Source organism: Kitasatospora sp. NBC_00374 (assembly GCF_041434935.1).
Classification (GTDB): Bacteria; Actinomycetota; Actinomycetes; order Streptomycetales; family Streptomycetaceae; genus Kitasatospora.
The window spans coordinates 8,526,914-8,539,685 of the sequence record NZ_CP107964.1 but is presented as its reverse complement, the minus strand read 5'-3'; the positions used below and the strand labels follow the sequence as shown (position 1 = coordinate 8,539,685).

Genomic DNA, 12,772 nt, shown 5'->3' with positions numbered 1-12,772 from the left:
CCGTCGGATAGTGCCCGGAGAGCCGCGCCAGCAAGTAGAACTGGCCGGTGTCGCTGGTCAGGCCGACAAGGCTCGGATGCGCCGGCCGCAGTCGCCCCCGCCGACGAACTCCGGCGGCGGGCCGCTGATCGGCCAGCGGCCGAACCGCCCGGCCGGGGACGCCCACACGAACGTGCATGCCAGTGATCAGTTGCTCGTCCGCCAGCCGGGCTGGGCTGCGTCGTGGTGCATGGTTCGGTAGCGAGCGAACGCCGTCACCGGGACCGGGGGCGGGAACGGTGCGGCGCCGGGGGACGAGTCGGCATCCTTCGGCGTCGGCAGCGCCGCGCCGAGGGCGTGCCGCAACGCAGGAGATGCTCGCCCACGTCCTTCAGCTCGTCGCAGACCGTTGTGGCCACTTCCAGTTTGGGATTGAAGGAACTCGCGCTGCACCTCTCCCTCCCGCGTGGACGGCTAGAGTTCGCAGCCGGCCCACATCCGCTCGGCACGCTCCACCGGCCTGCCGCCGACCGGGGTCCAGCAGGAGGAACTCCTCTGGGAGCACGATGCGCGGCTACCCCAGATCGACGCCCGAAGCGTGAGTCGAACGGCATCAGCTCGCCGGGGAGCGGTTCAGGTCGTCCAAAAGGAGGTGGAGCAGCGAGGCGACCGTCCGATCGGATTCGGCGGGGTGCCGCAGCCGGGTGTCGGGGGTGATGCGGTAGCGGTTGCGGCGCCCTTCCCGGGTGTGGGTGAGATATCCCTCCGCCTCGAGGTCGGCGACGATCCCCTGCACCGCTCGCTCGGTGAGATGACAGGCCGCGGCGACATCACGCAGCCGGACATCCGGGTCACGGGCGATCAACGAGAGCACCCTGGCGTGGTTGGTCAGGAACGTCCACGTCGGGCGCCGGTCGAGGTTGGACTCCATGACCTCATCGTACGATCGATCATTCCGGCAGGGCAATGCGCGCAACTATATTCCGGTATTCTTGATAGGCGTTTCGGCGACAGCGGACGAGCGAATTGCCAGGTTCCCGCTCTCGCGGGAGAAGCGCCCGCCATGTCCCGTCGATCCCGATCGACTCGACTCCGCGGCGACGTTCGGGGGGCGCGCGCCCCAACCCAATCCCGGCCCCTGCGCCCGCCCGCGTCGAACGCGACGACGCGCGCCATCACGCTCTGCGACTGCGCAGGCATCAACACCCTGCCGAGGGCGCGACGCCATGCGGATCGACCCGGTGCCGGCGGTCGTCAACGTAGGGAGCTGGTGGACGAGAACGTAGGGAGCTGGTGGACGAGCTGCTCACCCTCGACCCGAGCGTCCGCCTCGACGAGCCGGACACGGTGCACCGGATGCGCGTCACGGCCCGGCGGCTGCGGAGCACCCTCAAGGCTCATCACCGGCTCTTCGATCGCAGCCGCACCGACGCGATGGCCACCGAGATCCGCTGGCTCGGAGATCGCTGGGCAGCGCGCGGGACCAGGAGGTGCGGGGAGAGCACCTCCCTGGACGCCCTGCCCGACCAGCTTCGGCGCGGCTCCTCGCGCAGCGACGTCTCGGCGCACTACGCCCGCGCCTACCGGCACGCCTGGGAGCAGGTGATCCGCGACCTCAGCAGCGTGCGCTATCACAGCCTGCTGAACGAGCTGGAGGCATGCGCCGCCGATCCCCCACTCACCGCTCGGGCCGACCGGAACAAGCCGCGCAGGCGGCTGTCCCGAACGCTGCGCCACGAACAGCGGCGCACCCTCAAGCGGCTCGACACCGCCCTCGGACTCGGTTCCGGGCCCACCCGCGACGCCGCACTGCACGACGCCCGCAACGCGGCCAAACGGGCACGCTACGCGGCCGAGGCGGCCCGCCCCACCGCCCCGAAACGCGCTCGGAAGTTCGAGAAGCGGATGAAGCAGCTCCAGCGTGTGCTCGGCGGGCACACCGTCGTGGCCCGGCAGGCCCTGCTGGACCGCCCGGGAGAGGGCACCGATCATGCTTTCACCAGCGGCGTTCTCTACGCGATGCAGCAGCGGGACGCCGAGGAGGCCGAGCGCCGGCTGCCTGCACTGCGCCGACGCGTGAGCAAGCCGCACCTCGCCCGGCTCACCTGACACGATCTCGGCCGACCCCGCTCCGTCGGTCCGTTAGGTCCCGCCGAACGGGGGCAGGCGCTCGGTGGCACGGAATGTCCGGCCTGTCGATGCGGAAGGAGACGGTCGTGAGCACGGTGAAGGAGTTCATCGACGTGGAGGTCCCGCTGCACAGCGTCTACAACCAGTGGACGCAGTTCGAGGAGTTCCCGCGCTTCATGGACGGAGTGGAGGAGGTCCGCCAGACCGACGACCGGCACTGCCACTGGACGACGAAGGTCGCCGGCGCCCGCCGCGAGTTCGACACCGAGATCGTCGATCAGCTCCCCGACGAGCGGATCTCCTGGCGCACGGTGGGCGGCGACGTCCACCAGGTGGGGGTCGTCACGTTCCAGCGCTTGGACGACGCTCACACCCGCGTGAGCCTGGCGATGGATCTCGAACCGCAGGGCCTGGCCGAGAAGGCCGGAGCTCTTTTCGGGGTGCTGGACCGCCAGGTCATGGGCGACCTCAAGCGGTTCAAGGGATTCATCGAGGAGCGGGGCCGCGAGACCGGCGGCTGGCGCGGCCGGCTGGCACCTGAGGGCAGCTCCACCGCCCGCACGGGCGGCGGGCCCGCCGGAATCGGCGACGCGCCGATGCGCGAACGGCCCCAGGCCCGGATGACCGGAGAGGGCGCACCGCCCATGCCCGACCGGGACGACCTCCGGCACGGCTGACCGTCCCCGTGGGCACCGGGGCCGGGCCTGCTCTTCGCGGGTACGCGCCGCAGGTCCGGCCTCGTCGGCAGTCCGGTACGAGGTACGCCCCCGCAAACACCGGCCCTGGGGTGGTGGCTTCTCGCCGCTGCGGCAAGGAGCAACGCTCGGTCCTGCCCGCCCCCGCTCTCCACAACCTGTACGGCACGGTCGTCCCTACCATCGGCGCGCTCCCGGTCTGACCGGCCCTGCACCCGTCCGACCACGGTGATGCCGGGACGGGCCCCATGCGTCTGCACTTGACGGTCTGCCATGTCCGCAGGCCTGCCACCAGCAGTCCCGGCGGCAGGAGTCCGGGCCTGCCATCAGCAGCGTGCCGACCCGTACACCACAGACCGCCTCCCAGACCCGGGTCCGCAGGCCGGGCCCGAACCGGGGCAGCAGAGCCCCCGGCTCGCAGCCGCCGCGCAGCCCGCCGTCGACCCCGTGCAGTGCCGCCTGTTCCCACCGGTCCATCGTGCCGCCTCACGCGCAGTCGCCGTTTCTGCCGCCGGAGCGGGTGCCCCGCTTCGGCCGCGGCCAACGCACGGTCGCCGGGCGCCAGACCGGCACCGCCCACCGCGTGTCGACCCGGCGCCAGCGGGCAGACGCACCGACGTGAATCCGATCGAACGAACCCTGCGCGCGGTCGACAGTGTCCAGCAGCGCCGGCGCGCCGTGGGCCTGGTCGTCGGGGTCGTCAAGAAGTACGGCGACGACCGCGGCGGGCTGCTCGCCGCGCTGATCACCTACTACGGATTCGTGGCCCTGATCCCATTGCTGCTCCTGCTCAGTACCGCCCTCGGCTTCGTACTGAACGGCCACCCCGGCGCCCAGCAGGCGGTGCTCGACTCCGCGCTCGCCGACTTCCCGATCATCGGCGACCAGCTGCGCCAGAACGTCCACTCCCTCCAGGGCAGCGGGCTGGCGCTGGTCATCGGCGTGCTCGGGCTGCTGTACGGTGCCCTCGGCATCGCGCAGGTGCTCCAGCACGCGATGGCCGAGATCTGGAACGTCCCCGGGGTGCAACGGCCGGGCTACTGGCCCAGACTGGGCCGCAGCCTGCTGCTGTTCGCGGTTCTCACCGCCGGGCTGGTGCTGACCACCGCGGCGGGCGCGCTGGTCGGCTCCACCCTGGCCGGGACGCCCGCCCGCGTCGGCGGCCTGGTCGTCTCCGCCGTGCTGAATGCCGCCCTGTGTCTGGCCTGCTTCCGGGTGCTCACCCCGAAGGAGATTCCCACCAGGGCGCTGTGGCCCGGCTGCGTGCTCGCCGGGCCGTTGTTCACCGTCCTCCAGGCCTTCGGATCGCTGCTGGTCACCCACGAGCTGCGGCACGCCGGGCAGGTCTACGGCTTCTTCGCGACCGTGATCGGCCTGCTCTCCTGGATCTACCTCACCGCGCAGATCACCGTGTGCGCTGCCGAGACGAACACGGTGCTCTTCCACCGGCTGTGGCCGCGCAGCCTCCTGCAGCCGCCCCTCACCGAGGCGGACGAGGAGGTCCTGTCGGCCGTCGCCCGGCAGGAGGAACGCCGCCCTGAGCAGCGGGTGGACGTCTCCTTCAGCGAGCCGGACGGGTCGCTGGAGCCGAACGGGCCACCGGAGCCCGGCGGGGCCGCGCAGGACCGCGACCGATCTGACCGGTCCTGAGGGTGCGCGGCGGTGTGGCTGCCGACGAACCGGGCAGGCGCTCGGCGGAACGGCGAGCGCAGGAGGTCCGTCATGGCCGATCCGCCGAGGTTGTCCGCAGAGCACCTCCAAGCCGCGGGGCGCCGGACCGTCGGCGACTTCGACGCCTTCGCCGCCCTGCTCGACTATCCGGTGTATGTGGTCACCGCCGCCGTCCCCGAGCCGACGGGCTGCCTGGTGGGGTTCGCCGGACAGTGCTCGATCCATCCCGCGCGCTTCGTGGTGTGGATCTCCCGAGCCAACCACACCCATGCCGCGGCGCTGGCGGCCGACATTCTTGCCGTCCACCTGCTGCCGCCCGAGCACCGGCTGGCCGAGCTGTTCGGCGGCCGTAGCGGCGATGACACCGACAAGTTCGCCCGGGTCGAGTGGTACGACGGGCCGCACGGCGTGCCGGTCCTCGCCGAGGCCCCGGCCTGGTTCGCCGGCCGGGTGCTCGACCGAGTCGAGGGCTGGGGCGACCACACCGGGCTGCTGCTGGCCCCGGTCGCGGTCCACGCCCCCCGCACGTCGGTGCCGGTGCTGTCCTACCGCCACGTGGCGGACATCGACGCCGGCCACCCCGCCTGAGGCAGCCGTGCGGCACCAGCAACGCGCGCGAGGAGCGCACTCCGCAATCGCCCGTCGGCTCCCATCCGGTGGACCCTGCTGGCCGGCATGCCCCCGCTCCTCACGGTTCGTGCCGCGGTACCCGGACGGCACGGCCACCACTACGCCGAGGCTCCCGGCATCCCCCCGGGCTCGCCAGTAGCCTCGGACCCGGCGGGTACCCCAAGGGCGGAGGGACCGACGTGAGCGCAGAGCCGATGCACAGGATCGTGCTGGTTCGGCACGCGAAGGCGGAACCGAGACCGCAGACCGCGCACCCCGACCACGAGCGGCCCCTGACCCACCGCGGCAGGCGGGACGCCCCCCTCACCGGCCGATGGCTCGCCGGGCCCGGCCCTGGACCGAGTGCTGGTGTCGACCTCGGTGCGCACCCGGCAGACCTGGGAGCTGATCGCCGCCGAGTTGCCCGAACCGCCTCCGGCCGCCTTCGAGGAGAGCCTCTACCGGGCCGAACCCCACACTCTCCTCGCCCGGCTCGGGCAACTCCCGGAGGAAGCCGCCACCCTGTGGCGGTGGTCGGCCGCAATCCCGGAATCCTCGACCTGGCCCTGGGCCTCACCGGCAGCGGGACGGACGACCTGCGAGCCCGTCTGGAGGAGACCGGATTCCACACCGCCGGCGTCGTCGTCCTGACCATCCCCGGCCCCTGGGCGGAAATCGCATACGGCGCGGCCCGGATGGAGACCTACTGGTCCCCGCACGCCTGACCCAGCGCACCGCTCCGGCCACCACGGGCAGCGCACCCCGGCACTCCCCCGCCGAAGGAGACGAGACGGTTGGACCACACCCCGAACCCCTCACCGCCCGACCGTGGCGGGGGACCGGGCCGCGACGAGACGCCCCAGCAACAGGCCGACCGCCTCTGGACCGACGTGCTCCAAGAGGTACGCGTCGCGCAGACCGGCGCCCAGATCCTCTTCGGCTTCCTCGTCAGCGTCGCCTTCACCCCGGTCTTCGCGAACCTCGGGGCCTTCGACAAGAACCTCTACGTCATCACCGTCACCCTCGGCGCCTGCGCCACCGCCAGCCTCATCGCGCCGGTGTCGTTCCACCGCTTCCTGGCCGGCCACAACCTGAAACCCGCCCTCGTCCGGACGGCCTCCCGTATGGTCGGCCTCGGCCTGGCCCTGCTCGCCCTCACCATCAGCTGCGCCATGCTGCTCCTGCTGCGGACGGCCACCGGCAGCCCCACCGTCGCCTGGGCCGTCAGCGCCGCCGTCTCGGGCTGGTTCGCCACTTCGTGGCTGCTGCTCCCCTACCTCGTCCTGCGCAGCGCCGAGCACCCCGGAGCCGCACGGTGAACCGGACGCCCTCCGCACGGGCGAGCCACCGGAGCGCAGTGCGTCGGCAACGGTGTCGGCGGGACCGCCCGGTCCCGGTGGTACAGCTCGCGGTGTCGGCGGACCGTACCGTCCTGGGTACCACGAGAGCGGGTTCGGCCGGGCCGGCGTCGTCGCAGGCGGCGAGCTCGGGCCGGAGGTCTCCAGGACGCGACCGCCGTCCACGGACCAGGCGTCCGGCGTCCCGGTGAGCGGGTCGGGCGGCGCTCGCGTGCCGTCGTGGCGACCCGCGTACAACATCGCGGCGGACAACGTCCCTGGCCGGCGGCGGTTGTTCCTCGCGTCGACCTCGTGGCCGCCCGGGCGCCCGACGCACGCGCCTCACCCGATCGGAGGTCGAGGACCTTGCGGGCCTCGGGCGTCCGTGGGCTCTCCCTGACCGGGTTGCGCCTACCGGGTCGGCGCCTCACGTCCGACCGAAGGGGGCCGCGGCCGCGCCCTCACGGGCATGCGAGCGCATCGGGAACTACGTTCGGGGTAGGCGCCCCGGTGCATCCCCGGAGGAGGGGCTACGCCTCCCGGCCGGGCCAAGGCGGAGGACGACCAGGGCTCCCAGCCACCGACGGCCGATGCCCAGGCACCCTGAGTGCCGTCCTCGCCAACGCACCGGCAGCTCATCTCGACGGACCGGCCACGGCAGGGGCGCCGCCGGTGAAGGTCGGTCGGCGGCGAGCTGCGCGACGCACAGGCTGGACACGCCGTCGATCGCCCCCGTACGAACAAAGGATTTCCCATGGTCACCCTGCAGGGCAGGACAATCGCATTCCTGGTCGCACCCGAAGGCACCGAGCAGGTTGAGCTCACCGAGCCGTGGCAAGCCGTCCGGGAAGCGGGAGGCGCGCCACGTCTGGTGTCCACACGAAGCGGCAGGATCCAGGCCTTCAACCACCTGGACCGCGGCGACACCTTCGGTGTCGACGACGTCGTCGGGAACGTCTCGGCCGACGACTACGACGCCCTGGTACTGCCCGGAGGTGTGGCCAACCCGGACGCCCTGCGGCTGAACCCCGCGGCGGTGGACTTCACCCGGTCGTTCTTCGATGCCGGGAAGCCCGTCGCCGCGATCTGCCACGCCCCATGGACCTTGATCGAGGCCGACGCGGTGCGCGGACGCAACCTCACCTCCTGGCCGAGCCTGCGCACCGACCTGACCAATGCCGGCGCCCACTGGACCGACCAGGAGGTCCGGGTCTGCACCACCGGACCCAACACCCTGATCACCAGCCGCAAGCCGGGCGACCTCCCCGCTTTCGGCGAAGCACTCGTCACCGTGTTCGCCGACGCATAGCCGGCACTCGGCAGGCGGGCAGGCGGTCCGTGGGACCACCTGGACGAGCGATCCGGTCCCCGCTCCCGGCCCGACGGCGGCCCAGCCGTTCACCCGGTCCGTGCCGCTCCCCGAAGGACCACGGGCAGAGATCGAGGTCGACGAAGTCCGAGCGGCGCCGCCCCCGCCCGCTCGCCGTCCGCCGCTGCTCGCCGAGGCGCTCGAAGACCGGGTCCCGCGCCTCGACGATGGCGACTGGGCCACATCGCCGGTACCCGCCCGCCCGCCGGTAGGCGCTGGCGGTCGCACAGGCGGCCCGATCGGCCGTCCGCCACCCCATCCGTCCGCCAGCCCTGCGAGGACATCCATGACACCGCCCACCGCCCAGCCGCCGATGCGCCACCAGTCCCTGGCCCCCCGGTGGCCGAACGCGCCGGCTGGAGCGAACTGGACGTACACGCCGTCGACACCGCACGTCTGCTGGCGGCCGACGCCGTGCAGCGGACCGGCAACGGCCATTCCGGGACGGCGATGAGTCTGGCGCCGCTGGCCCACCTGCTGTTTCAGCGCGTCCTGCGCCACGACCCGGCGGACGACCGGTGGCTGGGGCGGGACCGCTTCGTCCTGTCGTGCGGGCACACCAGCCTCACGCTCTGCATCCAGCTCTACCTCACCGGCTACGGGCTGGAACTCGCCGATCTCCAGGCACTGCGGACCTGGGGTTCGGCCAACCCGGGCCACCCCGAGCACCGGCACACCCCCGGGGTGTTCAGGTAGATGCCCAGGGTTTGCGTCGGCGTTCGAGCAGGCATCGGGGCCTCGCATGGGTGAGTCTGTTGTGGGCCGGAGACCGGGATGGTCAGGGCCGTGCCGGTGGCTCCGAAGTGAACTGTCCTTCCATCGTGCGTCGGACTGTCGAGCGTTGCTCGCCCGCCGGATGTGGGGGCTGGTCCGCGTCGCCGGCGACGGGAGCCTGTCCGGCGCGCCGGCGGCATTCTCGTAGAGAGAGACCGACGCACGGGGGGAGAGGGTAGAGGTGAGGGGCTGGGTCGTGGGCGTCATGGAGGGTTCCGATGACACGGAGCGGCGGCTCCTGGTGATCCGGACGGCCGGTCGTCGGCTGGTGACGGACGAGCTGTCCAGCGAGGAGCAGGCGACGCTCGGCCCGTCGATTGCCCAGCGCCTTCGCCCGCCCCATCCCGGCGCGCGCTCGGTGGTGCGCTGGCTGCAGCCTGTGCTGGCCGTCACGCTGGAATTCGACGGCGGGCGCGCGACGCGTGTCGCAGTTCTGGACATCGGTGGCTGATCCTGGCCCGGTTGTCTGGCGCGGCCGAGCGTGGCGGCGCCGTCCGTCAAGGATGCCGGTCCAGCGAGCAGCTACGGGACGGTCCGGGCCATCACCAGGCGCTCCGCGGTGAGAAGCTGTTGGCCTACGGCAACAGGGCCTTGTCACTCGTGCGGCTTCGCACCCACGAATCACCAGGAGGCGCTGCTTGCATGCCCAGACCGCAGCAAGATCGCCCGAATCAGGCAGAGAGCGCAACCCGCCGCTGCGCGCGACAGCCAGCCTGTACGCCATCGGCGCCACGATAGGCAGTGCCACGGCCCCGAACGGCGGACAGGCTGAGGTTCCCCCGAGGTGCGGAAGGTTGCCGGACATGGCCTGATGGGCCGTGAGAAGGGAGCCTCTGTCATCCCACCCTGCGCGTACCGCATACCACCGGCATACCGCAGGGATCACTACCTGTCACCACCGACAACACAATGAAAACCTCAGTAATCAGCACCTCCCGCGCAGCGGGGGAAGCTCAGGCCGCCCGGGCGCGCGGCGTCAGTCGGGCCAGGTACCGGTCAGCCGGCGGGCGCCGACCGCGCCGCCTCGGTCGATCGCGGCCTTGACGAGGGCGAAGACCGCTCCTTGCAGGGCAGCAGCCGCCAGCACCTCTTTCCAGGTGCGGTCCCGGTCGGTGGCATGCGGCGCGTCGCCCTCATGCCCGAGGAGCGCCCACACACGCCTGAACACAGCGCCCGCGATCACCCCGCCGAAAGCCCCGAACACCAGGCCGAGCGGCTTGTACAGGATTCCTACCATCGCACTCTCCTCACAAGTGGCCCGCCGCCGGTCGGCTTTCCGGCCTCCGCTGCGCGTGTGTCCGATAACGGAAAGGCCAATCCGCGAAGGGCATTTGACCGGGTGGGTCAGATGGCCAGCAGGTCGGTGAGGTCGTCCGCGTGCCCCTCCTCCTCTTCGAGGATGGATTCGATGAGGCGGCGGGTGGTGGGGTCGTGGTCACCGAGCCAGCGGGCGATCTCCTGGTAACTGGAGATGACGATCCGCTCGGCCAGCAGGTTGTGCTCCAACATGGCCTTGAGGTCCTTCTCGTCCGGCGCGGTGTAGTCGGTGTGGGCGCGCCGGACGAGGGTGGCGGGGTCGAAGTCGGGCTGCCCGCCGAGCTGGGCGATCCGCCCGGCGGCCCGCAGGGCATGCTGCATCTCGGCTGCGGCGTGCTCGGTGAACTCGGCCGCGACCTGGGCACGGTCGATGCCGGTCGCGGAGATCGCGTGCCGCGTGTACCGCAGCCAGCACACCACCTCGGTGGCGACCACGTCGTTCAGAACGGCGATCACCTTCTGCGTGTCCAGGCCGTAGGTGCTGGTCACGGCGCCGTCGGCCATCTTCTGCCGGGCCTCCTCCCGGATCCGCGTCACGTCGATGACGAAGTCGTCGCCTGCCATGCTGTGCTCCCAGGGTTGGGGGATGAGTGTTCCGCGCACGTCTTCCCTGTGCCGGGACGTGTCATGCCCGCCGAGGGCCGCCGCCACCGGTTCGCAGCAGGACCGCCGAGAAGCGGCCGACGCGCTCAGCCGGCGTCGGGCAGGCACGCTTGAAGGTTGCCGTCGCCGTCCGTACGGGTGACGAAGCACGGCTGCGGGGCAGTGGCCTGCCCACCCACGTTCCAACCGTCCGCCAGACGGAACACGCTGCCGTGCCAAGGGCACGTCACGCAGCCGTCGACGACGTCGCCCTCCGAGAGGGGACCGGAGGCGTGACTGCACCGGTCGGCCAGGACGTGGAACACCCCGTCAGCTCGACGAGGTGCAGGACGGGCTCCGCCTTGTTCACGCCGGCGGCCTGCCGGTGGGCGAGGTGCCCGCCGACCGCCGCCCCGCCACCGAGCGCCGTCAGTCCGGCAAGCCCCAAGCGAGCCGCCCACGACGCGCCGTGCAGGCCCACCGCGGCCGCCATCGACGCGGCGTGGACCAGGCCGATGCGCATCTGCTGCTCGTGCTGCTCGGCCCAGTCGACCCACCACGTCCACGCCGCCGGGGCAGCGGTGACGACGCCGACCGCAATGAGGACACGCGCGGCCCGCGCGGAGCCGGGCACGAAGTCGAGAACGGCTGCGGACAGCCATGCGCCCACCGGCAGCTGGACGAGAGCCGGATGCAGTGGGTGGCCCAGGGGCCGGCCGTGCAAGACCCCGCGCAGCCGCCCCAGCGGCAGTCCCTGGACGGCGCGCTTCAGCGGCTCGGTGATCGCGTCGAGCTCTTCGGCCCCACCGACGGCGTCCAGCGCCTTCAGGGCCCGGACACCGAAGCCGTCGCCGCCGTCCGAGCGGACGGCACCCGCGATACGCGGTTCCCATGGAGACCACGCTGTCCGCTCCCGCGCCTGCGCGGCCCGGGCTGAGCCGGACGGGCGTACCCGGCCTCGGCCCGCGCACCGGGCATGGCCGCGGCGTTCAGCTGTCAGCCGGTCAAGGCGTCGAGCTCCTGGAGGAAGTCGCCGAATCCGCCGCGGGCACGGGCTTCGCGCCGCGCGGAGGTGGTGACCGGGTTCCGGGTGGTGCGTTTGACCCGCCGGCCGGCGGCTTCCAAAGCGGCCACCAGGGTTCTGTCCTCGCCGACTCTCCGCGGCTCGAAGCCTCCGGCCGCGCGGTAGGCGTCGGCCCGCACGGCGAGATTCGCGCCGTGGACGTGCCGATGCAAGTCAGCGGGCCACTCCTGCTGGTAGTGCCGCCGGAAGGCGACAGCGGTGCCTTCCATGTGACCGGTCCAGTCCGTGACGCGAATGGTTCCCACGACGGCATGCCAGCCCGCGGCCGCATGAGCGAGCTGCTGGGCGAGCCAGTCGGCCGGGACACGGGAGTCCGCATCGGTGTGGGCCAGCCACAGCCCCTCGGGTGTCAGACCCCGCCGGGATGCCGGGGCGGTGCCGATGGCATGGTCGCTGCCGGCCGCTCGGGCAGCCCCGACGTTGCCCGCGGTCAGTTGCAGAAGTTCTGCGCCGTGCCGACGGGCGACGGCCTCCGTGCCGTCCGTGCAGGCGTCGGCAACCACGATCATGCGCACCGGCAGAGCCCGTACACGCGGATGCCGGGCTGCCCGATGCAACGCGTCCAGGCAGCCACCGAGCAGTTCCTCCTCGTCGCGGGCCGGCACGACCACGGCCAGGGCGCTGATCACGCCAGCCCCTCGACGGCGGCGACCGACAGGCGCTCCGCGGGGGTGCCGCGCTGCTCGGGGCGGGTGAACACGTCGAGGAGGAAGTCCGGCTCGGTGTGCGCGGCGATCCGTACCAGTGCGGGGTGGTTGCGGGCCTGGTGGTGGACGGCGTCGGCGCTGCGGGCGTGGGCGGCGACTGGGTGGCGCCAGTGGACGAGCTCCAGGGTGCCTCCTGGTTCGAGCGACCGCACCGCACGGTCCAGGAGGCCGGCGGTGTCGTCGGCGGTGAAGTAGTACAGCAATTCGGAGAGGACGATGAGGTCGAAGCCTTCCTGCGGCCAGTCGTCGGGCAGCACGCGGTGTTCCACGCGCACGTGCGGCAACTGCGCAAGGCGGGGGCGGGCCTGCGCGAGGGCGCGTTCCTCCCGGTCACAGGAGAGCAGCGCCCGGCACCGGGCGGCGAGCAGGCCGGAGAGGACGCCGACCGAGCAGCCGGGCTCGAACGCACTGCGGTAGTCCGGCTTGGGGAGGGCTGCGAGCGTGAGGGCGTACTTGCGCTGTTCGTACCAGCGGTCGGCGAGCCGCCACGGGTCGGCCCCGGCGGCGTACATGCGGGT

General features: G+C 72.2%; 12 protein-coding genes and 3 pseudogenes. 9 read left to right on the top strand and 6 right to left on the bottom strand.

The window, feature by feature from the left end; translation table 11 throughout:
- Window positions 1–592 precede the first annotated feature (592 nt).
- Window positions 593–910 carry a helix-turn-helix transcriptional regulator gene (locus OG871_RS37400; protein WP_371502938.1) on the bottom strand — a complete coding sequence of 106 codons (318 nt, stop codon included), beginning with the start codon at window positions 908–910 and terminating at the stop codon, window positions 593–595.
- A 362-nt stretch (window positions 911–1,272) separates the two neighbouring features.
- Between OG871_RS37400 and OG871_RS37395 the strand changes: the two genes are divergently transcribed.
- The 9 genes and pseudogenes from OG871_RS37395 (at window position 1,273) to OG871_RS37355 (ending at window position 9,015) form a co-directional block, all read left to right on the top strand.
- Window positions 1,273–2,088: a CHAD domain-containing protein gene (locus tag OG871_RS37395; protein WP_371502937.1), complete on the top strand. Its 816-nt coding sequence runs from the start codon at window positions 1,273–1,275 to the stop codon at window positions 2,086–2,088.
- A gap of 107 nt (window positions 2,089–2,195) precedes the next feature.
- A pseudogene (locus OG871_RS37390) lies at window positions 2,196–2,660 on the top strand (SRPBCC family protein); the annotation flags it as partial.
- A gap of 762 nt (window positions 2,661–3,422) precedes the next feature.
- Window positions 3,423–4,454, top strand: coding sequence for a YihY/virulence factor BrkB family protein (locus tag OG871_RS37385; protein WP_371502936.1), 1,032 nt, complete (start codon window positions 3,423–3,425; stop codon window positions 4,452–4,454).
- Between the two features lie 72 nt (window positions 4,455–4,526).
- The gene (locus tag OG871_RS37380) at window positions 4,527–5,063 is read left to right on the top strand and encodes a flavin reductase family protein (protein ID WP_371502935.1); all 537 of its coding nucleotides are present in this window, start codon (window positions 4,527–4,529) and stop codon (window positions 5,061–5,063) included.
- Between the two features lie 551 nt (window positions 5,064–5,614).
- Complete coding sequence (locus OG871_RS37375; protein ID WP_371502933.1) at window positions 5,615–5,809, top strand: hypothetical protein; 195 nt, start codon at window positions 5,615–5,617, stop codon at window positions 5,807–5,809.
- A 69-nt stretch (window positions 5,810–5,878) separates the two neighbouring features.
- A complete protein-coding gene (locus tag OG871_RS37370) occupies window positions 5,879–6,403 on the top strand; it encodes a DUF6328 family protein (RefSeq protein WP_371502932.1) in 525 nt (174 codons plus the stop codon).
- Window positions 6,404–7,175: 772 nt separating this feature from the next.
- On the top strand, window positions 7,176–7,730 hold the full coding sequence (locus OG871_RS37365; protein ID WP_371502931.1) for a type 1 glutamine amidotransferase domain-containing protein: 555 nt from the start codon (window positions 7,176–7,178) through the stop codon (window positions 7,728–7,730).
- A 342-nt stretch (window positions 7,731–8,072) separates the two neighbouring features.
- Window positions 8,073–8,477: pseudogene (locus tag OG871_RS37360) on the top strand (transketolase); the annotation flags it as partial.
- Between the two features lie 283 nt (window positions 8,478–8,760).
- Window positions 8,761–9,015, top strand: a complete 255-nt coding sequence (locus tag OG871_RS37355) for a hypothetical protein (RefSeq protein WP_371502930.1) — start codon at window positions 8,761–8,763, stop codon at window positions 9,013–9,015.
- A 525-nt stretch (window positions 9,016–9,540) separates the two neighbouring features.
- Here OG871_RS37355 and OG871_RS37350 read toward each other — a convergent pair.
- The 5 genes and pseudogenes from OG871_RS37350 to OG871_RS37330 form a co-directional block, all read right to left on the bottom strand.
- Window positions 9,541–9,801 (bottom strand): DUF4235 domain-containing protein, encoded by a 261-nt coding sequence (locus OG871_RS37350; RefSeq protein ID WP_371502929.1) that lies wholly within the window; start codon window positions 9,799–9,801, stop codon window positions 9,541–9,543.
- A 107-nt stretch (window positions 9,802–9,908) separates the two neighbouring features.
- Complete coding sequence (locus tag OG871_RS37345) at window positions 9,909–10,445, bottom strand: ferritin-like domain-containing protein (protein ID WP_371502927.1); 537 nt, start codon at window positions 10,443–10,445, stop codon at window positions 9,909–9,911.
- 125 nt (window positions 10,446–10,570) lie between these two features.
- Window positions 10,571–11,292 (bottom strand): annotated as a pseudogene (locus tag OG871_RS37340) (Rieske 2Fe-2S domain-containing protein).
- A 167-nt stretch (window positions 11,293–11,459) separates the two neighbouring features.
- Window positions 11,460–12,176, bottom strand: a complete 717-nt coding sequence (locus tag OG871_RS37335; RefSeq protein WP_371502926.1) for a glycosyltransferase family 2 protein — start codon at window positions 12,174–12,176, stop codon at window positions 11,460–11,462.
- On the bottom strand, window positions 12,173–12,766 hold the full coding sequence (locus tag OG871_RS37330) for an SAM-dependent methyltransferase (RefSeq protein WP_371503518.1): 594 nt from the start codon (window positions 12,764–12,766) through the stop codon (window positions 12,173–12,175). Before OG871_RS37330 ends, OG871_RS37335 begins: the two co-directional genes overlap by 4 nt.
- Window positions 12,767–12,772: the final 6 nt, after the last annotated feature.